At 69.1% G+C, this 22,807-nt stretch carries 23 protein-coding genes; 13 read left to right on the top strand and 10 right to left on the bottom strand.

Going from position 1 to position 22,807, the window contains the following annotated elements; translation table 11 throughout:
• Positions 1-52 precede the first annotated feature (52 nt).
• Positions 53-1,234, bottom strand: coding sequence for an LLM class flavin-dependent oxidoreductase (locus ACFXAZ_RS21640; protein ID WP_384593518.1), 1,182 nt, complete (start codon positions 1,232-1,234; stop codon positions 53-55).
• 253 nt (positions 1,235-1,487) lie between these two features.
• Between ACFXAZ_RS21640 and ACFXAZ_RS21635 the strand changes: the two genes are divergently transcribed.
• From ACFXAZ_RS21635 to ACFXAZ_RS21625, 3 genes are read left to right on the top strand one after another with little or no spacing between them, the layout of a single operon-like run.
• The gene (locus tag ACFXAZ_RS21635) at positions 1,488-2,891 is read left to right on the top strand and encodes a cytochrome P450 (RefSeq protein WP_384593515.1); all 1,404 of its coding nucleotides are present in this window, start codon (positions 1,488-1,490) and stop codon (positions 2,889-2,891) included.
• A 12-nt stretch (positions 2,892-2,903) separates the two neighbouring features.
• Positions 2,904-4,052 carry a polyprenyl synthetase family protein gene (locus tag ACFXAZ_RS21630; protein ID WP_384593512.1) on the top strand — a complete coding sequence of 383 codons (1,149 nt, stop codon included), beginning with the start codon at positions 2,904-2,906 and terminating at the stop codon, positions 4,050-4,052.
• On the top strand, positions 4,049-5,116 hold the full coding sequence (locus ACFXAZ_RS21625) for a hypothetical protein (protein WP_384593509.1): 1,068 nt from the start codon (positions 4,049-4,051) through the stop codon (positions 5,114-5,116). The genes ACFXAZ_RS21630 and ACFXAZ_RS21625 overlap by 4 nt, the downstream gene beginning before the upstream one ends.
• Before the next feature lie 395 nt (positions 5,117-5,511).
• Here the strand turns inward: ACFXAZ_RS21625 and ACFXAZ_RS21620 are convergent, their stop codons facing one another.
• From ACFXAZ_RS21620 to ACFXAZ_RS21600, 5 genes are read right to left on the bottom strand one after another with little or no spacing between them, the layout of a single operon-like run.
• Positions 5,512-6,333, bottom strand: coding sequence for a hypothetical protein (locus ACFXAZ_RS21620; protein ID WP_384593506.1), 822 nt, complete (start codon positions 6,331-6,333; stop codon positions 5,512-5,514).
• On the bottom strand, positions 6,317-7,207 hold the full coding sequence (locus ACFXAZ_RS21615; RefSeq protein ID WP_384593504.1) for an aldo/keto reductase: 891 nt from the start codon (positions 7,205-7,207) through the stop codon (positions 6,317-6,319). Before ACFXAZ_RS21615 ends, ACFXAZ_RS21620 begins: the two co-directional genes overlap by 17 nt.
• A 17-nt stretch (positions 7,208-7,224) precedes the next feature.
• Entirely contained in the window at positions 7,225-8,406 is a 1,182-nt protein-coding gene (locus tag ACFXAZ_RS21610; protein WP_384593501.1) for a JmjC domain-containing protein, read from the bottom strand.
• A gap of 13 nt (positions 8,407-8,419) precedes the next feature.
• Positions 8,420-8,578 carry a hypothetical protein gene (locus ACFXAZ_RS21605; protein ID WP_384593498.1) on the bottom strand — a complete coding sequence of 53 codons (159 nt, stop codon included), beginning with the start codon at positions 8,576-8,578 and terminating at the stop codon, positions 8,420-8,422.
• On the bottom strand, positions 8,575-8,745 hold the full coding sequence (locus ACFXAZ_RS21600) for a hypothetical protein (protein WP_384593495.1): 171 nt from the start codon (positions 8,743-8,745) through the stop codon (positions 8,575-8,577). The genes ACFXAZ_RS21605 and ACFXAZ_RS21600 overlap by 4 nt, the downstream gene beginning before the upstream one ends.
• Before the next feature lie 171 nt (positions 8,746-8,916).
• On the opposite strand from ACFXAZ_RS21600, the gene ACFXAZ_RS21595 reads away from it, so the two are divergent.
• Positions 8,917-9,651 carry a DUF6879 family protein gene (locus ACFXAZ_RS21595; RefSeq protein ID WP_384593492.1) on the top strand — a complete coding sequence of 245 codons (735 nt, stop codon included), beginning with the start codon at positions 8,917-8,919 and terminating at the stop codon, positions 9,649-9,651.
• A gap of 10 nt (positions 9,652-9,661) precedes the next feature.
• Positions 9,662-10,513 (top strand): helix-turn-helix domain-containing protein, encoded by an 852-nt coding sequence (locus ACFXAZ_RS21590; RefSeq protein WP_384593489.1) that lies wholly within the window; start codon positions 9,662-9,664, stop codon positions 10,511-10,513.
• 95 nt (positions 10,514-10,608) lie between these two features.
• Here ACFXAZ_RS21590 and ACFXAZ_RS21585 read toward each other — a convergent pair whose 3' ends face one another.
• The 3 genes from ACFXAZ_RS21585 to ACFXAZ_RS21575 are packed head-to-tail and all read right to left on the bottom strand — an operon-like array spanning position 10,609 to position 12,504.
• The gene (locus ACFXAZ_RS21585) at positions 10,609-11,451 is read right to left on the bottom strand and encodes a hypothetical protein (RefSeq protein ID WP_384593486.1); all 843 of its coding nucleotides are present in this window, start codon (positions 11,449-11,451) and stop codon (positions 10,609-10,611) included.
• Positions 11,451-11,645 (bottom strand): DUF397 domain-containing protein, encoded by a 195-nt coding sequence (locus tag ACFXAZ_RS21580; protein ID WP_384593483.1) that lies wholly within the window; start codon positions 11,643-11,645, stop codon positions 11,451-11,453. Before ACFXAZ_RS21580 ends, ACFXAZ_RS21585 begins: the two co-directional genes overlap by 1 nt.
• A 7-nt stretch (positions 11,646-11,652) precedes the next feature.
• Positions 11,653-12,504, bottom strand: a complete 852-nt coding sequence (locus ACFXAZ_RS21575; protein WP_384593480.1) for a helix-turn-helix transcriptional regulator — start codon at positions 12,502-12,504, stop codon at positions 11,653-11,655.
• Between the two features lie 204 nt (positions 12,505-12,708).
• Here ACFXAZ_RS21575 and ACFXAZ_RS21570 point away from each other — a divergent pair, with 204 nt between their 5' ends.
• A complete protein-coding gene (locus ACFXAZ_RS21570) occupies positions 12,709-13,113 on the top strand; it encodes an ATP-binding protein (protein WP_384593477.1) in 405 nt (134 codons plus the stop codon).
• A gap of 4 nt (positions 13,114-13,117) precedes the next feature.
• Here the strand turns inward: ACFXAZ_RS21570 and ACFXAZ_RS21565 are convergent, their stop codons facing one another.
• Positions 13,118-13,789 (bottom strand): class I SAM-dependent DNA methyltransferase, encoded by a 672-nt coding sequence (locus ACFXAZ_RS21565; protein ID WP_384593474.1) that lies wholly within the window; start codon positions 13,787-13,789, stop codon positions 13,118-13,120.
• Positions 13,790-14,101: 312 nt separating this feature from the next.
• On the opposite strand from ACFXAZ_RS21565, the gene ACFXAZ_RS21560 reads away from it, so the two are divergent.
• The 7 genes from ACFXAZ_RS21560 to ACFXAZ_RS21530 all read left to right on the top strand — a co-directional run bounded on the left by ACFXAZ_RS21560 (position 14,102) and on the right by ACFXAZ_RS21530 (position 22,769).
• Positions 14,102-15,325, top strand: a complete 1,224-nt coding sequence (locus ACFXAZ_RS21560) for an amidohydrolase (protein ID WP_384593471.1) — start codon at positions 14,102-14,104, stop codon at positions 15,323-15,325.
• Positions 15,326-15,615: 290 nt separating this feature from the next.
• A complete protein-coding gene (locus ACFXAZ_RS21555; protein WP_384593468.1) occupies positions 15,616-16,674 on the top strand; it encodes a BMP family protein in 1,059 nt (352 codons plus the stop codon).
• 301 nt (positions 16,675-16,975) lie between these two features.
• Positions 16,976-18,031, top strand: coding sequence for a BMP family protein (locus tag ACFXAZ_RS21550; RefSeq protein WP_384593465.1), 1,056 nt, complete (start codon positions 16,976-16,978; stop codon positions 18,029-18,031).
• A 196-nt stretch (positions 18,032-18,227) separates the two neighbouring features.
• Entirely contained in the window at positions 18,228-19,964 is a 1,737-nt protein-coding gene (locus ACFXAZ_RS21545) for an ATP-binding cassette domain-containing protein (protein WP_384593462.1), read from the top strand.
• Positions 19,964-21,094, top strand: a complete 1,131-nt coding sequence (locus tag ACFXAZ_RS21540; protein ID WP_384593459.1) for an ABC transporter permease — start codon at positions 19,964-19,966, stop codon at positions 21,092-21,094. Before ACFXAZ_RS21545 ends, ACFXAZ_RS21540 begins: the two co-directional genes overlap by 1 nt.
• On the top strand, positions 21,091-22,356 hold the full coding sequence (locus tag ACFXAZ_RS21535) for an ABC transporter permease (RefSeq protein ID WP_384593457.1): 1,266 nt from the start codon (positions 21,091-21,093) through the stop codon (positions 22,354-22,356). The genes ACFXAZ_RS21540 and ACFXAZ_RS21535 overlap by 4 nt, the downstream gene beginning before the upstream one ends.
• Complete coding sequence (locus tag ACFXAZ_RS21530) at positions 22,353-22,769, top strand: cytidine deaminase (RefSeq protein ID WP_384593454.1); 417 nt, start codon at positions 22,353-22,355, stop codon at positions 22,767-22,769. The genes ACFXAZ_RS21535 and ACFXAZ_RS21530 overlap by 4 nt, the downstream gene beginning before the upstream one ends.
• Positions 22,770-22,807 lie beyond the last annotated feature (38 nt).

Here is a 22,807-nt window from a genome sequence, read left to right as displayed (position 1 = left end):
TTCGCCCACGTTGGACCGATGGCTCACCTGGAGGGTTGCACAGCTTTTCGGGTCAGGTGGTGCCGATACCCGGACCGGTCTCCGATTCGGGTGGATTTCCGGAGGCGCGGCCCCCGTCGAGATGTCTGCGGATCTCCGCCTCCGCCGCTTTGAAGGTGTCGCCGAACCAGGTGGTGCGGTGGGCGGCGGACCAGTCGTGGGAGGCCAGGCGGGGCGCGCAGTGTGCGGTGAAGGCGGGCATCACCTGGTCGATGAGGAGCAGATGGGAACGTCTGCCGGCCTCGTCGTCGGCGAAGTGGGTGATCTGGTTGAGGATCGCGCCGAAGCCGCCTGACTTGTCCCAGTACCGGGCGAGCGCGGCGACCGCGTCGGCGGGGGTGCCGACCGTGACCCCGTCGCTGCCCAGAAACGATTCGAAGTCGGCGTATCCGACCGTCGCGGTGCCGCCCTCGATCACGCGGTCGGCGTGCCGGGCCCAGCGCCGGAAGCCGGCTTCGACCTCGCGGATCGCCTGGTCGCGGGTCGGGGCGAGATGGAAGGGGGCGACCAGGCGCAGCGCGGAGCGGTCCATGACCTGGCCGTGTTCCTCGGCGGCGGCCAGGGCGTTCGCCCAGTTCACGTCGAGGACGCTGTAGCCGGGGCCGGTCGCCGCGGCGAGGCAGAGCATGCCGATGCCGTAGCGCCCGGCGAGTCTGCCGCCGGAGGGGGTGACGGCGCTGGCGACGGCGAGTTCGGGCCGTGGCCTGGTGTACGGCCCGAGCTGGAGCCGGGCGTCGCGCAGGGTGTGCGGTCCGGCCTGCCGGGTCACCGTCCCGCCGTCCAGGAGCCGGATGACGATGTCGAGGGATTCGGCCATTCTGGCGCGCTGTTGCCGGGCGGGCACCCCGAACATATGGGCGTCGCCGGGCAGCAGCCCCGGGCCGAACCCGAACATCGCGCGCCCCCGGGTCTGGTGGTCGAGCTGGACGATCCGGTCGGCGACGGTGAGGGGGTGGTGGAACGGCAGCGAGATGACGCCCGTACCCAGCCGGATGCGCCGGGTGCGCTCGGCTGCCGCCGCCACGATCAATTCGGGAGATCCGATGATCTCCATTCCGCCGGAATGGTGTTCCCCGATCCACGCCTCGTCATATCCGAGACGGTCCAGGAACTCGATGAGGTCGATCTCGCGGCGGATGGCGAGGGTCGGATCCGAGGTCAGCGGGAGCAGCCAGGGGGGCGTGAAAACTCCCACGCGTAAATGTGATTTATGCACGACTGTCAAGCGTATCCGTGGCGGACTGCCCGGACAAGAGTGCATTCGTGGGGGAATTCACGGGGGGTATTCATCGGTGAAGATCCTCCAGGGAAATGGTGAATCCCTTCGGTCGGAGGGGTGATCACCGGCCTTTTGGCGGCAGAGAAGACCAGGAAGGCGCAGACGGCACCCGGAAGGGAATGCGCAAGAAAATCCTACGATCCAAAGAAGAGAAGGGAAGGGAATTCATATGACATCCACCTTCATCGGCGGACGGGCCCCCGGCGCCCTGCCGCTCGCCGGACACGCCCTGCCGCTGATCCGCAGGCCGGTCGACTTCCTGGCCTCGCTGCGGGAGTACGGCGATCTGGTCGAGGTCAGGCTGGGCCCCACCCGCGCCTATGTCCCGTGCCATCCGGAATTAGTCCGGCGCATTCTGGCGGACGACCGTACCTTCGACAAGGGCGGCCCGTTCTACCGCAAGGCGCGAGATCTGTTCGGGAACAGCATCGGCACCTGCCCGCAATCCGAGCACCGAAGGCAGCGCCGACTGCTCCAGCCCGCCTTTCACCGGCACCGTATCGCGTACTACGCCTCCGTCATGCAGGAGGAGATCGAAGAACTGACGCGTTCCTGGTCCAACGGGGAACGGATCGACGCCTACGCGACGATGAACCGGCTCACCCTGCGCACGGTCATCCGCACCCTCTTCTCGGCCCATGCCGACGAGGAAACCGTCGAGGGGGTCCGGCATGCCTTCGAGACACTGAGCGCGGGATTCTTCCAGTGGATGTTCTTCCCGGACGCCCTGCACCGGCTGCCGCTTCCGGCCTATCGGCGCCATCGCCGTTCCATGACCTATGTGCGGGGCACCGTACAGCGCATTGTCGAGAACTACCGGCGCGACGGTGTGGACCACGGGGATCTGCTCTCCATGCTGATCGCGGCGGGCGACCCCGGCGACGACGGTGCCGGCGGGGCACAGGACGGGCCGGGCCTCAGTGACGAGGAGATCGAGGCGCAGATCCTGACCATGCTGGCCGGCGGTTCGGAGACCGTGGCCACCACCCTCACCTGGGCCCTGTATCTGCTCTCCGAGCATCCCGACATCGCCCGCGCGGTGCGGGCGGAGGCCGACGACGTACTCAAGGGCCGTCCGGCGGGCTGGGACGATCTGCCCGCGCTGGTGGTCACCGAGCGGGTCGTCAGGGAGACCCTGCGGGTGCGGACCCCGGCCTGGCTGTTCACCCGGGCGACGACCGTGCCGGTGGATCTCGGCGGGGTGCGCCTGCCCGAGGGAGCCCCGATCCTCATCTGCCCTCCGGCCGTCCATCTCAACGCCGATGTCTTCCCGGACCCGGAACGCTTCGACCCGGACCGCTGGCTGCCCGAGGCCCGGTCGGCGATGCCGAAGGGCTCGTTCCAGGCGTTCAGCGCCGGGGCCCGTAAATGCATCGGCGACGTCTACGGCCTGACGGAGTCCGTCATCGGCCTGGCGACCATCGCGGGCCGCTGGGACACCACCCCCGCACCGGGCGCCGATCTGCGGCTGACCCCGCTGATGGCCCTCAACATCCCGCGCCGACTCCACTTCGACCTGACCCGGCGGGGCCCGGTGCCGGACCACGTGCCCACGGCCGGGTCCGCGAGGTGAGGGGAGGTCGCCATGGTCGCCCAGGACGACGATCCCGGCGCGCTGTCCACCTTCCAGATCCTGCGGAGCGCCGTCGCGGACGAGATCGGCTGGCGCTGGCCGCGTGAGGCGGACGGGGCGACGGGCGGGATGTCCGGCGAGCCGGCCGGTGCGGCAGCGGCCGGGAGGGCAGACGGTACGACTGGCGGGGCAGGGGCAGCGACCGGGATGGCCACCCTGCACCGGCACGCGATGCTCCCCCCGGGCAAACTCCTGCGCCCGGTACTGCTGCTCTGCTCGGCCCTGGCCACCGGCGGCTCGCTGTACGCCACCGTTCCGGCCGCGGTCGGTTTCGAGGCGGCCCATGTCGGCAGCCTGCTCCACGACGACATCATCGACCAGGACGGGGAACGCCGTGGCCGTCCGGCGGCGCACACGGTGTTCGGCCCGGGGAAGGCGATCGTCGCGGGGAACGCCCTGTACTTCGAGTGGTTCTCCGCGCTCGCCGAATGCGCGCGGCGGGGCATCCCGGTGGACCGGGTGGCACTGGCGATGCAGGTGCAGTCGGCGGCCGGTAGCCGGGTCTGCGGGGGCGCCTACGACGAGATCACCATGGCCGGGGCGATCGACAGCACCGTGGAGGAATACCTGAGGATGGCGGAGGCCAAGACCGCCGTGCTGTTCGAGGCGGCGTGCCGGGTGGGGGCCGTGCTCGCCGGGGCGGAGAAGCCCGTGATCGACGCGGTCGGGCGGTTCGGCCACCATCTCGGGGTCGCGTTCCAGCTACGGGACGACCTGTTGCCGTACGACGCTCCCGATACGGAGGGGAAGCCCCCGGTCAGCGATCTGCGCAACCGGCGCCCCACGCTGCCGGTCCTGCTCGCCTACCGGGGGGCGGGTCCGGCCGACCGGGACGCGATGCGGCGGGCGTTACTGGGCGGCGACGACCCGGCGTCGGCCCTCACGGCGATGCGGGGGCTGCTGACCCGGCTGGGCGCGCTGGACACGGCACGGGCCATGGTCCACGAGGAGGCGGACCTGGCCTGCGCCGCCCTGGCCCGCCTCCGCTCCGACGACCACGCCTACACGGCCGTACTGCTGCACGCGGCCCGCCGCTTGAGCGTGCGGGGCGTGCCGTCACCGGACCCGAGCGGTGTGCAGGACGTGAGGAGCACCCCATGAACACGGCCCCCCGTAACCCCCTGCCCCCCACCACCCCCGTGACCTCCCCTCACCCATCCCTCTCGCACATCAAGTGCCCCATCCCGCACACCCCGCCCACCCGGGCCGGGAGCATCGAGAAACACACCCTGGACTGGTTCGCCCGCTTCGGATTCGGCGCGAGCGCCGCCGAACGCGAGATGCTGGTGGCCTGCGCCCCCGCCCACTGCGCCTGCATGCTCACCCCGGACGCCCCCGAGGACCTGCTCCGGTTCTCCTCGGCGTACATCGTGTGGGGCCTGCTGTTCGACACGCTGCTGGACCACGGCGAACTGGCGGACCGCAAGCGGAACTACGCCCTGCTGGCCCCCCAACTGGTCCGCACCCTCAACGACCCCTGGCGCCGCCCCGAGGGACTGCACCCGGTGATCCTGCTGCTCCGGGACATGCGGCTGTACCTGGAGGGCCGGGTCTCGGCGCCGCAGATCCGCCGCTGGGTGGACTCGCACGCCCGGTACATGACGGGCGTGGCCCGCGAACTGCTGGACGCGGAAAGGGGCGTGCTGCCCACGCTGGACGACTTCCTCTATCTGCGGATGTACACCGCGGCCGGGGCGGCGGGCGCGGCACTGGTCGACCTGTGCGCGGGCCCGGGCCCGGACGCCACCGAGCTGGAGACCCCGTCCGTCCACGCCCTGACCGACGCCGCGTCCATCGTGATGTCCCTCTTCGGCGACCTGGGCTCGGCCCCCAAGGAGGGCCCCCTCGACTACAACATCGTCAACGTCATCGCCCACGAACTGGCGTGCACCCGCGCGGAGGCGACCACGGAGGCCGTCCACCTGTGCAACCGCATCATCGACCAGTTCTGCCGCCTGAGGGCGGAGGTGTCCCCCACGCTGAGCCCGCCCACCCGCACCTACCTGACAGCCCTGGGCGGCCTGATCCGGGGCGTCCTGGACTGGTCCGACCTGGTCCCGCGCTACTCGGCCCACCCTGTCACCGACCACCCGGACATGACCCGCGCCCCACGGATCGACCCTAGGGATCTGGCGTCTATCGCGTGGTGGTCGGAGGGGTGGTGAGCCGGGGTGGCGGGGGTGACGCGGTTGGGTGCGTCGGTCCCGCAACCGTGCGCGCTGCCCCGCGCGAGCGCGGATGGGAGGGCTGAACGCCTCCCGGCTGCCTGGCCGCGGGCGGGTGGGTTGGCTGGATCGGGAGGTTTCGCATCTGGTTCCGTGTCCTCCTCCCGGTTGCGAGCAGCACGTATGGCCATGGGAATCGGCGACCGGCATCAGAAGAAGGACGTGGAAGCCGCGCTCAAGAGGGCGGAGGCGGCCGGGCTCAAAGTGACTCGCACGGGAGGCGGCCACAGATGGGGATACGTGCTGTGCTGTCCGTGCAGCCAGCGTCGCACTGTTTCCTCCACGGTGCGGGTGCCCGAGTAGAGGTCCGGTCGGCGTTTCTCATGTGGAAAGGGTCAGCCGAGCAGACGGGCGACGAGTTCCCGCAGGGGCGCTTCCAGCTCCAGGTTGTTGCCGCGCCCGATGCCTTGGAGGTACTCGCCGGCCACAACCAACTGGGAGAAGCGCCCCGAGGGGGATGCGAGTGCGGGGGCGAACTCGCGCTGGACGCGATCCGCGACAGAGGGCTCGGACAGGCTGGAAACGTAGAGATTGGCCTCGTCGTATCCCGCCGGGCCCAAGCCCCATCGCTCCCAGTCGAGGATGCACAGCTCAGGCCCGACCAGATTCGACCACTGAATGTCAGCGTGCAGCGTCGCCCACTCCGGGATCTCGGTATCCACCTGGATGCCCAGGAACTCCGGCATAGCCCAGTGAAGCCGCTCCTGGCGGATGGCCACCCTGTCCGTGGGGACCTCGGAGACCGCGCCGAGGGCATTGCGGAGTGAGCCCCACCACGCGTCGGGGAGGTCGAGCCCCGAGGGGGGCATGACGGTCGAGCTGATCACGCCGCCCTCAATGCGTTCGTGGACCTCCGCCCGGTAGGTGTATGTGGCCTCCGACCATTGACGGACGTTTTCCAGCCGGGGCCGGGGAACGCTGTCGGGCATCGCCTCCTGCGCGGTTTCCGCCCCGTCCCACGCGGCCCGAGCAGCCTTCTCCGTCAGTGCCGCCGCGACGCGGAGCCACCGACCGCTCGTCACGGGGCCGCTGAGCGTCTTGCCGTCCCATCCCCAGGTCTCTGCATCCCCGGCCGGGCGGAGGCCGAAGACGGAGGCGGCGTACTCGAACGCCTTGCGCATGCGCTGTGCCGTGGCCGGGTCAGGAGCGGAAGGCATCCAAGATCCTCGTGATTTCGGTGCTGTGCAAGGGGCCGCTTCGGGTCACGCGGATGAGTCGGGCCGCATCTGCCCAGTGATGAGCCGTGCTGGCCGAAAGAAGTACGCGGGTCACGCCCGGCGAGGAAGCCACGGTACCCAACACAACATCGAGAGGTGTCGCGCCAGGCGAGACCAATTCCGCGACGCCGGGAGTCACGATCTCCAGCAGTTCCCCGCCGTGGAGCGGAGCCGACGCGAAGACTTCCAGTCCGGCTTCGTGGGCGTCACAGAGGACGCCACGGCCCTTCAGCGCATCGGACATCGGGCCACTGTGGACGAGGCTCAAAGGAAGCTGAATGGCCTTGAGCGCGTGTGCCGCCCCGCCCGCCCGGGTAGCCAGATCCAAGAGACGGGGGACCGTCAGGGACCCGTCGTGCAGAGACGACCAGGTGGCGACCCCGTACCCCCTGATCACCCCCTGTCGGCAACAGTCTTCCAGTACCCGGAAGGCCCCCAGGAGACGAGCATCGAGTTCGCCCGGATCAGGGTCGCCGTGCTCGGGGTTATGAACGAAGGTGACGTCCGGAGTCCGGCCGAGTGCGGCTCTGCTCTGCTCGGCCTGCCATCTGACAAAGGCCGGATCGAGGCTGTACCCCACCCCGGTGCGGCAGGGCGTGCGTATCCCCGCCTTCACGGCCTGCCGCCGGCCGACCGGGCCGGGGAAGCCGACTTTCGTGGATACCCGGACGGACGCATGCGCGGCCAGCACAGACGCGAGCTGTTGCTCGGCGGTCCCCTGTTGGTAGTTCGGAGCGGTGTCGATCCACCTCACTCCCTGGGCAATGGCGGACCGGGCTGCCGCGACCATCCCGTGCGTCCGGTACGTGCCCATGGCCAACTCTGCACCCCTCATACCGCGCCCCCGACCGCGACGATCTGCCCGGCTACCAGTTCTCCGACGACTGCCGCCGCCTGCTCCAGCGTGAGGCCGGTACTGCTGACGAGATCCGCGAGCCGGTGCTCCGACCGGTCGGTGAGGCGTTCGAGCAGGGGCAGGGCGGGCGGGGCGAAGGTCCAGGACTCGCCCCCTGCGGCCAGTACGGCATTGCCGTCCTCGTCGGTGCCGAGCGTGTGACGAGTCGCGAGCAGCCGCGCCCGGAGGTCAGGATCAGCTGGCACTCCGGCTACGAACGGGAGGCTGGGCCGGAGCCGTACCCGCTCGTCCGCGTCCTGGTGCTCAAAGTAACGGTCGATCAGGCTACCGTCGGCCAACTCCTTGACGATGAGTTCCCGCAGCCCGTTGACCGCCCGCTGCTTTTCTGCGGCCGAGCCGAAGTGGGGGAGGTCCGCCCGGACCAGTTCCTCCGAGAGGAGGCTGTCCAGAACCCAGGAAACGAGATCACGACCAGTCGTGGTGGTCAGCCCGCACGTCAGATGCAGCGACCGTTCCCCCTCAGAGGCAGAGACGGCGTGCCACCAGCCGCGCGGCAGATACAGCACGTCCCCAGGGACGAGAACGAACTCTGCTATTGGTTCCTCCGGCGGCATCTCAGCCTCTGCCACGTCTCGATACGTCGGGGCGACGCGGGTCGGACCGTAGATTCGCCAACGCTTCCGCCCGTCCACCTGGACCACCACCACATCGTGATCGTCCCAATGGACACCGAAGCCCTCGGTGGCTGTCCAAGAGGCGTAGAGGTTCACCTGGACCCGAGAGCGCAGTGCCGTCTCAAGGCTTCCGGCAAGGCTCTGCACGCCGGGGTGAAGCTCGTCGAACGAGTCGATCACCAGCGTGGCACCCTTGGCGAGCTGCTCGTGCAGGGCTGCCGGATGAAGGCGGTTCCAGACCGTGCGCCGCCTTGCGACCTCCCGCACGGTGTAGGCATCAGACGGAACCGCCACACCATTGACCGAGAGGCGAAGCCGCGGTGCCTCAAGGCGATGGCGGGCGAGAATCTCGTTCACGTCATCCCAGTCGAGAAGCCCGGCAACGGCCTGACCACCGGGCATGAGGCGGTAAGTGCGGCCGGACGCCTCGGCGAGGAAGTCCTCGCCGAGGTGTGCGACGACCGCATGGGGCTCAGCGGTCATGTGTCCAGTCCTGTCAGCTGTCGTTCTGGTCGGACTTGCCGCCAGTGTTGTCGGAGGGGACGGACATGCGCTCTCGCGCGGCCTTCACCTTGGCGCGGGCAAGCAGCAGACCGCCGCCCGGCGCGGGTGCCGACTGGGCACCCGCCTGCTCCTCGTGTCGAGTTTCCATCATGAACTCCTCATCTGTTGTTGGTGGTTGAGCGTGGAGCCGGTCTCCACACTCGGTTTCGCAGGATCCTCGACAAGCGTTCCAGCCGGGTACGGCAGTTCACCGTGGCTGAGCATCGTTGGCGGCTTCACTGCCGCGTACGAGGCGACATCCGGCTTCTTCGTTGCCATGAACCGGAGACTAGAAGTGGGGGGTTGGCTGGCGATACGCTGTTTTCTCGTGTTTGCTCGACGCCTCGTTCAGATTGCTGGTGTTTTCTCCTCCATCCCGACTGACCCCGTAGAACCGAGCCGGACCTCCGGTCATGCTGAGTGGATCAGCCCTTCGGAGGGAGAGAGTCCATGGCTCGTCAGCTTCGCTTCACCGGCACGGACAGCAAGGTCGACGGTTGCCCCGCCCTGCACACGGACGAGGGAACCGGCGAGATCATCGTCCAGGGCACGCCCGTCACCGACCCGGACGACCTCGCGCAGCTCAACCACTTCGGGCCGGACGATGCGGCGGTGGCCGTGCCGCGCGAACTGCTCGTGAACTGGGGCCCGAAGGAGGTGGAGCGCGTGCCAGAACGCGTCGACCGGGCCGCCTTTCGCCGCCTCTTCGAGACCTTCAAGCACACTGCCTGGAGGCTGGAGACGCGACGCGGTTACGCGTCGGACCGTGAGGACCCCGACTTTCAGGAGTTCTTGGCCACCGGATCCTCGCCCTGCGATCCTGATGAGCCCTGGTTCGTCAACATCAAGGCCCAGACCGAGGCAGGCAAGCGCGTCGGGCGAGTGCGCGTCGCCGACCGCCCGATGACCACCGAACAGCGGTTCTTGCTCGACTACGCCCGGCACAACGCGGCGGTCGGCGAGGACATCCGGTACCTGTGGCGCGAGGACGCGGCTGACCTGCCCGCCGAAGACTTCTGGATCTTCGACTCGCGCTTGGTCGCGCTGCTGCACTTCGATGACGCCGACAACATCACGAACATCGAGCTGATCACCGCACCGGCCGAGGTCGTGCGGTACGCCATCGTGCGGGACGAGGCGATGCACCGCGCTGTGCCGTTCCACCAGTTCGCCGCGACCGAATGACGCGTGACCGGTGAGCACCGACTATCAACAGGCACGGGTGGCCCTGGGGGCGCGACTGCGCGAACTCCGGTTCTCGTGCCCCGGTGGTCGGCTCACCGGTCAGCAGCTTGCCCAACGGCTCGGCTGGCCCGGCTCCAAGGTCAGCAAGCTGGAGAACGGCAGGCAGACGGCCACCCCCGAGGATCTGAAGGCGTGGGCCGTCGCGACCGAGCAGCCGGGCGCGTACGCCGAGCTCGCGGCCCGGCTGGCGGGGTTCGAGTCGCACATCAGGTCATGGCGTCGTGCTCTGGCGAACGGCTTCAGGCCGCTGCACGAGGGGCTGAGCGGCGAGATCGACCGCACCTCGGACATGTGGATCTGGGAAGAGTCGGTGATCCCGGGCCTGTTGCAGACTCCCGAGTACGCGCGCCACGTCATCCAGCGCTATTCCGAGCTGCTGGGCGGAGCCAACGACATCGAGGCTGCCGTGCGGTCCCGGGCGCAGCGGCAAGAGTGGCTGTACCGGCCTGGCCGCAAGCTGCACGTCCTGACGTGGGAAGCCGCGTTGTGGTCGCTGATATGCCCGCCCTCGGTGCTGGCCGCCCAGCTCGACCGCCTTACGGGAATGCTCGGGATGGACACGGTCGAGCTGGGCATTGTCCCGTTCAAGGCGTCCGTCAAGATCGTGCCGGGGAACGGCTTCTGGGTCCTTGATGACCGCCTGGTGGTTGCCGAGGACTGGCACGCCGAGATGTGGTTGGACGACGCCGACAACATCGCCTTGTACTCGAAGGTCTGGGCCACGCTGCGCGAGTCGGCCGTGTACGGAGCCGACGCTCACAACGTCATCAACGCGGCCAGGCGTGCGCTGAACCCCCGTTGAGACGCGCTGGCGTGCCCTCCGATCATGGCTGCTGACGATACTTCAATGAGTTGGCAGAGTGTCAGGTGCGGTGAAACAGGGTCGAGACGGAGACACTAGTCGCCGTCGAAGCCCCCGCCGTCCGAGTCCCCGCCCCAGTCCCCTACGTCGCCGTCCCCGGCACCCCGTGTCCGCCCACCGGCGCCCGCCCCGGACGTTCGCGGCGGTCTCGGCCGGAACCGGTGGAGCCGCAGTGCGCTGAGATCCCGTACGGGCGTCCGCGCCACCTCGGCGTCGGCGATCTGCCAGCAGTGGCGGTTGAACCGGGGCCAGCGTGGCGTGGACGAGTCCGGCCAGGTCACGACCGCCCACAGACACAGCACCGGCCAGGCGATCACCGGCAGCGAGGCCCAGAACTCGGCCTCGACCATCTCGCCGGGTGCCGGGGCGTCGGAGAAGCCGCCGTGCATCGCCATCCCGAAGACCACGGGGAAGGCGTAGCAGATCAGCCCCATGCGCTCCGACCCGTTGTACTGCTTCAGGGGCAACGCCCCCTCGGTGACCCGGGCCCGGAACGCCGCGAAGTCGTCCTCGCTCAGCACCTCATAGAACCGGGTGCCGGTCTCGCTCCGTGCCTTGAGTGCGAGAACGAGTTCCCGGAGTGCCGGATCAGCCGGTACCGGCGCCGACGCCGCCACGGTGAGCATTCCGTCGTCCGAGACCTGGGCGATCCCGTCCGCGAGGAGACCGCAGACGGCGACCTCCGCCGCGTCCGGTATCCACCGGGCACGCTGATATGCCGCCTGTACGGGGGAGACGCCCTCTGCCATGGCCCGGCGGATGACCGCGCGGTCGGTCCGGGCGCCGCGCCACCTGGCCACCCGTAAGGCGACGTCCACGGCGAAGAACGCCAGCAGCCAGCCGCCGATGATCAGTTCCGACTCCGGGGACCAGAACACTAGGAGAGCTGGGCGTTCTTCAGGGCTCTGACGAACGGAGTGAAGGCAACAGGGGGGAAGGTGAGGGTCGCTCGGCCGGGGGTCTTGGAGTCGCGGATGGATATGTGGGTGGGGCGGGTGGCGATCTCCACGCAGTTGTCTCCGTCATTGCCGCCGGAGTACGACGACTTCCGCCAGATGTCGTGGGTGGTCACGGTGCTCTCACAGTTCCTTGGCGATTCGACGGATGACGTCACGCGAGCGCGTTGTGTCGAGGGAGACAGCTTCTACTCTACGAAAGAGCGTTCGCAATATGCCGAGTTGGGTTTGGTCATTGATGTACCTGGTGCCGTGCCGGGCGTCATGGGCGGCGGTGTCCAGACTGGGTACGGCACCCCCTGAGAGCATCATCGGAGTCCAGGAGCCTCCGAAATGATCGAGGTCGAAGGGAGTGACCTGCACGGTGATGTGATCCGCCTCCGAGAGTTCCAGCACGCGGGCGAGCTGGGCGCGTGAGGTGGCTCGATCACCGAGTCTCACGCGAAGTGCTGCTTCGTGCACGATGGCTTTGTACGGCACAGGAGCAGGCTCTTCGAGGATGACCCTACGTTGTATCCGGTGCCGCACTCGCAACTCCAGCTGTTCCTCAGATAGTTCGGGCACCCTGGATGAGAAGGCCGCCCTGGCGTAGTCATCCGTTTGGAGCAGGCCGGGGATGAAGAGGAACTCCACATCGCTTCGGTACGTCGAGTGATGCTCCAACTCGGCGAGGTCGAGGAACGGGGCGGGCAGCGAGTTCCGGTACTCCTCCCACCACCCCCGCGTGCGGTCGGTAGCCATAGCCACCAAGGCATCGATGAGTTCCGGATCGGAGCAAGCGTAGTTGGAGGCGAGTCGGCGCAGCCGGCTCTCGCTCACGCCCGTGTGGCCGGACTCGATCTGGCTGATGTGCGGAGGGCTTACTCCGAGCAGCTTCGCCGCCTCCCTCGCGCTGAGTCCTGCCGCGTCACGCAGTCTGCGCAGCTCAGTAGCTAGGCGCAGCTGACGTGCTGTCGGCTCGGACCTCAATGGCATTTAACGATCCCCTCAACAGGTCGGTGAACTCGACTCGTTCGGGCGTCAGGTTACGCGATCGGCTTGCGATGCATTAACAGTAAGCCCTACCGTCGGTGACGCACCAAACGCGCAGCGGAAGCGCACCGCTCCCCCCTGCCCGGGACGGCCGCGGCACTGCCACCGCACGCCAACACCCCCACCCCCCACCGGAGTTGATCCCCCATGCCCGAAAACGGCGTCGAAACCTGGGACTACACCCTCTCCATCCCCAACGACCTGAGAGCCGTCACCGTCTGCCGCCGCACCCTCCGCCTGATCCTCACCCTGCACGGACTCATCACCCTCGTGGACACAGCGGAGCTGCTCGCCGCCGAGTTGGTGTCCAATGCCGTGCGGCATACGAAGGGGCCCGCCGCGCTCAGGGTCCGCCGCAACCCGGAGGGCGCCGTGTGGATCGGGGCCTGGGACACCGACCCCGCGCCGCCGGACCCGCCCTGCCTCCTGGGACGGGCCCTCGATCTGGAGGACGGGCGCGGGCTGGAACTCGTACGGGCGTGCTCGGATCACTGGGGCTGGCAGGTCAGGGACCGGGGGAAGTACGTCTGGTGCGAGCTGAAGGGAGCCTGACGGGCTACGGCCTCGACGCCACCACGAACGTCTTCGCCCATTTCTCCTCGCCCTGCGGCTCCCGTACGGTCTGCGACCGCACCGTCAGACCCGCCTTGGCCAGCGCCTCCGTCACCGTCCCGGTGGCCCGCATGTAGTAGTCGAGCGCGATCTCGTGGCCGTAGCGCTCGGTCAGGTGTACGTGTTCGTCCTCGTCCCCGGACTGGAAGCTCAGCAGGACCGGTGCCCCCGGGACCAGCACCCGCCGCATCTCCTCGAACAACCCGACCAGGTGGTCATCCGGGACATGGATGATCGAGAACAGCGCCACCACCCCGCCCAGCGTCCCGTCCGGCAGGTCGAGCGACGTCATCGAACCGACATGGAACCGCAGGTCAGGGTGGGCGCGGCGGGCCATTTCCACCATGCGGGGGGAGAGGTCCACGCCGAAGACCGGGACGCCGAGATCACGCAGCCGGGCCGTCACGTACCCCGGTCCCGACCCCAGGTCCGCCACCGGCGCCGGCGCGTGCTCGCGGGTGAGGTCCGCGAATGACGAGACCAGGGCCTGGTCCAGCGGGCGGTCCGCCAGCCAGTCGGCGTGCTCATCGGCGTACTCCACCGCGATCGCGTCGTACGCGTCACGCGTGCTGGGCACGAAATCCTGGGCGGGCAGCCCCTCGCTGGTGTTCGTCACGTCGCCGCACGCTACCGAAGTCACCCGTACGGCGCCCTCCCATCGCCCTGTCCCGTCAGATGAACAGTTCGGCAAGTCTGGAGGCGGGCGTGGTAAAGGTGGAGGGTGGGACGTTTTTTCCGGGTGCTGTCCTGGTGGGGACGGGTGCTGTCCTCGTAGGGAGCGCCGCGGGAAAAGGCGGCAAGCTTACCCATCCAAGTCCACTCCTAAGCCCCGTACGGCCAGATTTTTTGCCCTAACCGGCTGAAGTTTTGTTGATCGTGGGTCAGTTGACCGTGCGGGCGGCCTACCCTTCAGAGGGTGAAGCAATTGATGTCCCCAGAGTCCGAGGTCGATCTTCCCGGAGACGCCCTGCCCGGCACCTTGCCGGAGGCCCTGCGCGCAGAACTCGTCGCCTTCCGTCGCGACCTGCACATGCATCCAGAACTGGGCAATCAGGAGTTCCGTACGACCGCCGCGATCAAGGCCCGGCTGGAGAAGGCGGGCCTTGAGCCCCGCGTACTCGCCATGGGCACCGGACTCGTGTGTGACATCGGCGTACCGGACGACACCGCCGGAGATCCCTCCGGCATGCTCGCGCTCCGCGCCGACATCGACGCGCTGCCCATCCCGGACGCCAAGGCCGACTGCGCCTACCGCTCCACCGTGCCCGACCGCGCCCACGCCTGCGGTCACGACGTGCACACGACCGCCGTCCTCGGCGCCGGGCTAGTCCTCGCCGACCTGCACCGGCAGGGGCGGCTGCCGCGTCCCGTGCGGCTGCTGTTCCAGCCCGCCGAAGAGGTGCTGCCCGGCGGCGCCGCCGACGCCATCGACTGCGGGGTGCTGGACGGCGTCGGCCGGATCATCGCCGTGCACTGCGACCCCCGCGTGGACGCCGGCCGGATCGGACTGCGTACCGGCGCCATCACCTCGGCCTGCGACCGGCTGGAGATCTCCCTGGACGGGCCCGGCGGCCACACCGCCCGCCCGCACCTCACCACCGACCTGGTCACGGCCGTCGCCCGGGTCGTCACCGACGTTCCCGCGCTCGTCGCCCGCCGGGTCGACACCCGCGCCGGGCTCGCCGTCACCTGGGGACGCATCGAATCCGGCCACGCCCCGAACGTCATCCCGCAGCACGCCGAGCTGTCCGGAACCGTGCGCTGCCTGGACATCCACGCCTGGCGCCAGGCGCCCGACATCGTGCACGCCGCGATCGACGAGGTCGCCACCCTCCACCGCGCCAAGTCCGAGATCACCTACGTGCGCGGCGTCCCGCCCGTCGTCAACGACCCCGCCGTCACCGAACTGCTGCGCGACGCCATGACCGTCCGCCGGGGCGCCGACTCCGTCGAGAGCACCGAGCAGAGCCTCGGCGGCGAGGACTTCTCCTGGTACCTGGAACACGTCCCGGGCGCCATGGCCCGCCTGGGCGTCCGCACCCCGGGCGAGCGCGCGGTACGCGATCTGCACCAAGGCGACTTCGACGTCGACGAGCATGCGATCACCGTGGGCGTCGAGCTGTTCACCGCCGCAGCACTGATCACAGGCTGAGGACCAGCCCACCTAAGGGGCGCGGGGCTGTTTCGATGTGCGGCTCCGCCGCGTGGGCGCGACCAGCCACATCGGACCCGCACCCGCCCGCGCCCCCCAACCACCCCCCACCTCCCGCGCGAAAAACCCCCCGCCATCCCTTTCGACCCGGTCGGACACAAGGACGTAACCGGCCATCGGCACGAATGGATAACGGCACGGCGATACCCCGTTCCCAGGATGGTCTACGCGCGTTAATGTGCGCCGAACTCAGCACCCACTGCGGGGCTTTGGAGAATGGGGAACTTCAGATGCGTCGGATTTCCAAACTGACCCGCGTCGCGGTGGGGGTCGCGTCGCTCGCCATCGCCGCCACCGCCTGCGGTGGAACCAGTGACGAGAACACCGCCTCGGACAGCAGCTCCAGCGGCGAGGAACTCGGTCTCGCCATCGCCTACGACATCGGCGGCAAGGGCGACCAGTCCTTCAACGACGCCGCGTTCGCCGGTCTGGAGAAGGCGCAGCAGGAGTACGGCTACAAGACGGCCGACGTCGAGCCCACCGAGGGCGAGACGGACGCCGACAAGGAGCAGCGGCTCGCCTCGCTGGCCCGGCAGGGCTACAACCCCGTGATCGGCGTCGGTTTCGCCTACGGCCCCGCGATGGAGGCCGTGGCCAAGGACTACCCCGACACCACCTTCGGCATCGTGGACTCCGTGGTCGAGGGCCCGAACGTCGCCTCCCTGGTCTTCGCCGAGGAGCAGGCCTCCTACCTCGCCGGTGTCGCCGCCGCCAAGGCCACCAAGACCAACATCGTCGGCTTCGTCGGCGGCGTGGACATTCCCCTGATCAACAAGTTCGAGGCCGGTTACAAGCAGGGCGTCGAGGACACCTCCGGCGGCAAGGTCACCGTCGAGTCGCAGTATCTGACGCAGACCGCCGAGGAGGGCGGCTTTTCCAGCCCGGACAAGGGCAAGGCCGCCGCGGAGGGCCAGATCGAGAAGGACGCCGACGTCGTCTACCAGGCGGCCGGGCTGTCGGGGCAGGGGGTCATCGAGGCCGCCGCCACCGCCAAGGTCTGGGCGATCGGCGTCGACTCCGACCAGTACCAGCAGGAAGCCCTCGCCGGGTACAAGGACTACATCCTCACCTCCGCCCTCAAGGACGTCGGCGGCGCGGTGTACGCGCTGAGCAAGTCCGTCGAGGACGGCACGCCGCTGACCGGCACCCAGACCTTCGACCTCAAGGTCGACGGCGTGGGCCTGGCCGACAGCAACCCGAAGATGGCCGAGGTCGCGGGCCTGACCGACGCGGTGGCCGCGGCCAAGGCGGGCATCATCGACGGCACCATCAAGGTCGCCACCGAGTAGCCGTCCAGAGACGTAAAAGTCTGGCAAAGCGGCAGTAAGCCGTACGAAGCGGGTGGGGGTCGGTCGTCCCGCCCGCTTCGGCGTTCCCGGCCAGCCCGCAGCCCCTTTGCGACAGCCAACCAGGCAGCCAACCCGCAGGCAGTACACGCCCGCCGCCCGCAGGGCATTGGGCACGGCCGGATAACAAGGTGGACAGAAGGGGTTTTCAGGCTGGTCTACGCGCGTTAATCTGCGGCGAAACCAGCGCCGAAGCCGATCCTGGCTGAACCCTCCCGGCGCTTGTACGACAGGAGCACCACTCATGCGCCGGATTTCCCGGATCACGGTCGCAGGCGCGGCGACCGCCTCGCTGGCCCTCGCCCTCGCGGCCTGCGGCGGCACCTCGTCCTCGTCCAGCTCGTCCTCAGAGTCGGACGGCGCGGACAAGGGCCTCGCCATCGCCTACGACGTCGGCGGCAAGGGCGACCAGTCCTTCAACGACGCCGCGTACGCCGGTCTGGAGCAGGCGCAGCAGGAATTCGGCTACCAGACCGAGGACGTCGAGCCCACCGAGGGCGAGACCGACGCGGACAAGCAGCAGCGTCTGGAGTCCCTGGCCCGCCAGGGCTACAACCCGGTCGTCGGTGTCGGCTACGCCTACGCGACCGCCCTGAAGGCCGCGGCGGAGAAGTACCCGGACACCACCTTCGGCATCGTGGACGACTCCACGATCGAGGCGACGAACGTCGCCGACCTGGTCTTCTCCGAGGAGCAGGCGTCGTACCTCGCCGGTGTCGCCGCCGCCAAGAGCACCAAGAGCGATGTCGTCGGCTTCGTCGGCGGCGTGGACATCCCGCTGATCCACAAGTTCCAGGCCGGCTTCGAGCAGGGCGTCAAGGACACCGACCCCAAGGTCCAGGTGCTCACCCAGTACCTGACGCAGACCGCGGAGGAGGGCGGCTTCTCCAGCCCGGACAAGGGCAAGACCGCCGCCGAGGGCCAGATCGAGAAGAAGGCCGACGTGGTGTACGCCGCGGCCGGTCTGTCCGGTCAGGGCGTCATCGAGGCCGCCTCCGCCAACAAGGTGTGGGCGATCGGTGTCGACTCCGACCAGTACAAGCAGGAGGCGCTCGCGCAGTACAAGGACGCCATCCTCACCTCCGCCACGAAGGACGTCGCCAAGGCGGTCTTCAACCTCGCGAAGTCCGTCGAGGACGGCAAGCCCGAGACCGGTATCGTCAAGGGCGATCTGAAGACCGGCGAGGTCGGACTGGCGGATTCCAACCCGCAGTTCGCGGACAACGCCGAGCTCCAGACCGCCATCGACACGGCCAAGGAGAAGATCATCAGCGGCGAGATCACGGTGAAGAGCAGCTGAGCACCATCAGTGGTACCAGCGGTACCAGCACCAGCGGTACGAGCATTCTGAGCAGCGTGTAACCACCGGGTCACGTCCGCTCGACGGGGTACGGGGAGGCTGTCTCCCGGTACCCCGTTGTCTCGGTGCGTGGCCCCCTCGTAGATATGCCGTAGGGGCGCTACGCGTGTAGATGACCCCCCTCGACCCCGTTTGCATGGGAGAGTGCGCCATCAACGCGTCCAGCAGCCCTCCGGCCTCCGCGGCGGCGGGCGGTCAGGCGACCGCCGTCGAACTCGCCGGGATCACCAAACGCTTCCCCGGCGTCGTGGCCAACCACGACATCCACCTCACCGTCCGCAAGGGCACCGTCCACGCCCTCGTCGGCGAGAACGGCGCCGGCAAGTCGACGCTGATGAAGATCCTGTACGGCATGCAGAAGCCGGACGAGGGCGTCATCGCCGTCGATGGCGAGAAAGTCACCTTCTCCTCGCCCGCCGACGCCATCGCCCGCGGCATCGGCATGGTCCACCAGCACTTCATGCTCGCCGACAACCTCACGGTCCTGGAGAACGTGGTCCTGGGCAGCGAGAAGCTGTACGGCATCGGCGCCCGCGCCCGCCGCCGGATCAAGGAGCTGTCCGAGCGCTACGGCCTGGACGTCCGGCCCGATCTGCTGGTCGAGGAGCTGGGCGTCGCCGCCCGGCAGCGCGTGGAGATCCTCAAGGTCCTCTACCGGGGCGCCACCACCCTGATCCTGGACGAGCCGACCGCCGTCCTCGTCCCGCAGGAGGTCGACGCGCTCTTCGTGAACCTGCGCGAGCTGACCGCCGAGGGCCTGTCGGTCATCTTCATCTCGCACAAGCTGGGCGAGGTGCTCTCCGTCGCCGACGACATCACCGTCATACGCCGGGGCACCACGGTCGGTACGGCGATCCCCGCCGAGACCACCACCAAGCAGCTCGCCGAGATGATGGTCGGCAGCGAGCTGCCCACGCCCCACACCGGGGACTCCACGGTCACCGACCGGCCGGTCATCGCCGTCGACAAGCTGCGCCTGGTCGCCCCCGGCGGCAAGGCCCTGCTGGACGACATCACCTTCACCATCCACGCGGGCGAGGTGCTCGGCATCGCGGGCGTCGAGGGCAACGGCCAGACCGAACTGGTGGACGCCCTCATCGGTCTGCGCTCCGCCGACTCCGGGACCATCGTCCTGGCCCAGCAGGAGATCACCTCCTGGGCCACCCGCAAGCGCCGCGAGCAGGGCATCGGCTACATCCCCGAGGACCGCCACCGCCACGGACTGCTCCTTGAGGCGCCCCTTTGGGAGAACCGTATCCTCGGCCATGTCACCGAGAAGCCCAACGCCAAGGGCGTCTGGCTCGACCTCAAGGCCGCCCAGGCCGACACCCGCCGGATCGTCGAGGAGTACGACGTCCGCACCCCCGGCATCGACGTCACCGCCGCCTCGCTGTCCGGCGGCAACCAGCAGAAGCTGATCGTCGGCCGTGAGATGAGCCACCAGCCGCGCTTCCTGATCGCCGCCCACCCGACGAGGGGCGTGGACGTCGGCGCCCAGGCCGCGATCTGGGACCACATCCGCGACGCCCGCCGCGAGGGCCTGGCCGTGCTGCTGATCTCCGCCGACCTCGACGAGCTGATCGGCCTCTCCGACACCCTGCGGGTGATCTACAACGGCCGCTTCGTCGCCGACGCCGACCCGGCCGACATCACCCCCGAGCAGCTCGGCTCGGCGATGACCGGCGCCTCCACCGGCCACCTGGACGAGGACAGCCCCGAAACGCTGGGCGACCCGGAGGCGCCCGAGGCCCCGGAGGCCCTGGAGGCCCCTGGGACGCCCGAGACCCGGGGGACCGCTCAGCCCCCAGCAGACACCCCCGAGACCGGCAAGACCGGACCGTCCCCCGCGTCTCCGGAAGACGAGGCCCGCTGATGAAGAAGTTCGACAAGGAGCGGGTGCTCCTCGCGGTGGCCGGACCGGTCATCGCGCTCGCCGTGGCCTTCGTGCTCAGCGCGATCGTGCTGATCGCCTCGGGCAAGAACCCGGTCGAGCCGTTCGCCCTGATGTTCGAGCAGGCCGGTTTCTCCGACATCCAGGTCCTGATCATCAACCAGGCGTCGATGTACTACATCGCCGCCCTCGCGGTGGCCATCGGCTTCCGGATGAACCTGTTCAACATCGGCGTCGACGGCCAGTACCAGCTCGCCGCCATGATGGCCGCCGTCGTGGGCGCCCACGCCAACCTGCCCGCCGTGCTCCAGATCCCGCTGCTGCTGCTCACCGCCATGTGCACCGGCGCCTTCTGGTCCGGCATCGCCGGTGTCCTCAAGGTCACCCGAGGGGTCAGCGAGGTGGTGGCGACGATCATGCTCAACGCCATCGCCACCGCCGTCATCGCGTACATGTGGCTGCCGGACGTCTTCGGCGTCAAGGTCGGCAACAACAACACCACCGGCGAGATGCACGAGTCCGGCTGGGTGCCCGGCATCGACATGGGCGCGGCCGGTGAGATCTACGGCCTGGTGGTCCTCGCCGTCCTCCTCGGCATCGGCTACTGGGTCACCCTCAACCGCACCCGCTTCGGCTTCGACCTGCGCGCCTCCGGCGCCTCCGAGACCGCCGCGGCGGCCAGCGGCGTCGAGCCCAAGCGGATGGTGCTCACCGCCATGCTGATCTCCGGCGCCATCGCCGGACTCGCGGGCCTGCCGATCCTGCTCGGCGACACCCACACCTACAGCCTGAACTTCCCGACCGGCATCGGCTTCCTCGGCATCGGCATCGCGCTGCTCGGCCGGAACAACCCGGTCGGCATCGCGTTCGCCGCGCTGCTGTGGGCCTGGCTCGACAAGGCGTCCCCCGAGCTGGACTTCCACGGGTACGACAAAGAGATCGCCGTCATCATGCAGGGCCTGATCGTGCTCTCGGTCGTCGTCTCCTACGAGGCCGTCCGCGAGTGGGGCCTGCGCCGCCAGCAGCGCCGGGTCGGCGCCGAACTCGCCGCCGGTCATGTCCTCGGCGCCACCGGCACCGACAACACCACGAAGGAGGTGGCTGGCCGATGACGACCGTGACCGACCTCAACCAGCCCACGCGGCAGCCCGCGGCGCCGACCGGCCGCCGCTTGACCCTGCCCGTCCTGCTGCTGATCATCGCGGGCGGGCTGGCGCTGACCTCGCTGGTCCGGATCATCACCGGCGCCGACGGCATCACCAACGTCAGCCAGATGTCCACCGCCCTCCAGCTCGCCGTGCCCATCGGCCTCGCCGGTCTCGGCGGACTGTGGGCCGAGCGCGCGGGCGTGGTCAACATCGGCCTCGAAGGCATGCTGATCCTCGGCACCTGGTTCGGCGCCTGGGCCGGATTCCAGTGGGGCCCGTGGACCGGTGTCCTCGTCGGCATCATCGGCGGCTGCCTCGGCGGACTGCTGCACGCCATCGTCACCGTCACCTTCAACGTCAACCACATCGTCTCCGGTGTGGCGATCAACATCCTGGCCCTCGGCGCCACCCGCTATCTCGCGCCGCTCGCCTTCGAGGGCCGCCAGGGCGGCTCCGCCAAGCAGTCCCCGCCGGTCGAGTCGCTCGGCCACTTCACCGTGCCGGGACTGTCCGACTGGCTCCGGGATCTCAACGACCGGGGCTGGTTCTTCGTCTCCGACATCGCCGGACTGCTCGGCGGCCTGGTCACCAATGTCTCCTGGCTGACCCTGATCGCCGTCGCGCTGATCCCCGCCACCTGGTGGATCCTGTGGCGCACCGCGTTCGGCCTGCGGCTGCGCTCCTGCGGCGAGAACCCGGTCGCCGCCGAGTCGCTCGGCGTCAACGTCTACAAGTACAAGTACCTGGCGGTCATCATCTCCGGCGGCCTGGCGGGCCTCGGCGGTGTCTTCCTGTCCATCGTCGCCAACCCCTTCTATCTGGAGGGCCAGGTCAGCGGGCGCGGTTACATCGGCCTCGCCGCGATGATCTTCGGCAACTGGATGCCGGGCGGCCTCGCGATCGGCGCGGGCCTGTTCGGCTACACCGACAGCCTGAACCTGCGCGGCGGCTCGGAGAACGTCCACGCCCTCCTCCTGCTCGCCGCCCTGCTGCTGATCATCGGCGCGATCTGGATGGCCGTACGCAAGAAATACGTCAAGGCCGCCATCACCCTCGTCATCGGCGCCCTGGTCTTCGCCTGGTACGCGGGCACCAACGAGGTCCCCAACCAGGTCGTCTCGGCCACGCCGTACGTCATCACGCTGGTCGTCCTCGCGCTCTCCGCGCAACGGCTGCGGATGCCGAAGGCGGACGGGATGCCGTACCGCAAGGGACAGGGCAAGTGAGCGGGCCGGCGAGCACCGCCGCCCCCGAGCCCGACTGGGCGGCGCTGCGCGGACGCGCCCGCGAGGCCATGACCCACGCCTACGCGCCCTACTCCGGCTACCCGGTCGGGGTCGCGGCCCTGGTCGACGACGGCCGCACGGTCTCCGGCTGCAATGTGGAGAACGCCAGTTACGGCCTCAGCCTGTGCGCCGAGTGCGGGCTGGTCTCCGAGCTGCAACGCACCGGCGGCGGCCGGCTGACCCACTTCACCTGCGTCGACGGCAACGGCGACCTCCTCGTCCCGTGCGGACGCTGCCGCCAGCTGCTGTACGAGTTCGGCGGCCCGGGCCTGCTGGTGGACACCCCGGCGGGAATCCTGCCCCTGTCGGACATGCTCCCGCAGGCCTTCGGGCCCGGCCACCTCGCCGGATAGCCCGTTCCCCGCGGCCCCTCCGAGCCCCCCACTCGGAG

It is taken from the genome of Streptomyces sp. NPDC059477 (assembly GCF_042749375.1).
Taxonomy (GTDB): domain Bacteria; phylum Actinomycetota; class Actinomycetes; order Streptomycetales; family Streptomycetaceae; genus Streptomyces.
Note: the sequence above shows the minus strand (reverse complement) of the source record. Positions and strands in the feature narration are given on the sequence as shown.

Bases quoted from the DNA above. Each gene is read 5' to 3' on its own strand.
- ACFXAZ_RS21635 (WP_384593515.1), top strand. From the start codon at position 1,488: ATGACATCCACCTTCATCGGCGGACGGGCCCCCGGCGCCCTGCCGCTC.
- ACFXAZ_RS21630 (WP_384593512.1), top strand. From the start codon at position 2,904: ATGGTCGCCCAGGACGACGATCCCGGCGCGCTGTCCACCTTCCAGATC.
- ACFXAZ_RS21625 (WP_384593509.1), top strand. From the start codon at position 4,049: ATGAACACGGCCCCCCGTAACCCCCTGCCCCCCACCACCCCCGTGACC.
- ACFXAZ_RS21620 (WP_384593506.1), bottom strand. From the start codon at position 6,333: ATGCCTTCCGCTCCTGACCCGGCCACGGCACAGCGCATGCGCAAGGCG.
- ACFXAZ_RS21615 (WP_384593504.1), bottom strand. From the start codon at position 7,207: ATGGGCACGTACCGGACGCACGGGATGGTCGCGGCAGCCCGGTCCGCC.
- ACFXAZ_RS21610 (WP_384593501.1), bottom strand. From the start codon at position 8,406: ATGACCGCTGAGCCCCATGCGGTCGTCGCACACCTCGGCGAGGACTTC.
- ACFXAZ_RS21605 (WP_384593498.1), bottom strand. From the start codon at position 8,578: ATGATGGAAACTCGACACGAGGAGCAGGCGGGTGCCCAGTCGGCACCC.
- ACFXAZ_RS21600 (WP_384593495.1), bottom strand. From the start codon at position 8,745: ATGGCAACGAAGAAGCCGGATGTCGCCTCGTACGCGGCAGTGAAGCCG.
- ACFXAZ_RS21595 (WP_384593492.1), top strand. From the start codon at position 8,917: ATGGCTCGTCAGCTTCGCTTCACCGGCACGGACAGCAAGGTCGACGGT.
- ACFXAZ_RS21575 (WP_384593480.1), bottom strand. From the start codon at position 12,504: ATGCCATTGAGGTCCGAGCCGACAGCACGTCAGCTGCGCCTAGCTACT.
- ACFXAZ_RS21570 (WP_384593477.1), top strand. From the start codon at position 12,709: ATGCCCGAAAACGGCGTCGAAACCTGGGACTACACCCTCTCCATCCCC.
- ACFXAZ_RS21560 (WP_384593471.1), top strand. From the start codon at position 14,102: ATGTCCCCAGAGTCCGAGGTCGATCTTCCCGGAGACGCCCTGCCCGGC.
- ACFXAZ_RS21555 (WP_384593468.1), top strand. From the start codon at position 15,616: ATGCGTCGGATTTCCAAACTGACCCGCGTCGCGGTGGGGGTCGCGTCG.
- ACFXAZ_RS21550 (WP_384593465.1), top strand. From the start codon at position 16,976: ATGCGCCGGATTTCCCGGATCACGGTCGCAGGCGCGGCGACCGCCTCG.
- ACFXAZ_RS21545 (WP_384593462.1), top strand. From the start codon at position 18,228: ATGGGAGAGTGCGCCATCAACGCGTCCAGCAGCCCTCCGGCCTCCGCG.
- ACFXAZ_RS21540 (WP_384593459.1), top strand. From the start codon at position 19,964: ATGAAGAAGTTCGACAAGGAGCGGGTGCTCCTCGCGGTGGCCGGACCG.
- ACFXAZ_RS21535 (WP_384593457.1), top strand. From the start codon at position 21,091: ATGACGACCGTGACCGACCTCAACCAGCCCACGCGGCAGCCCGCGGCG.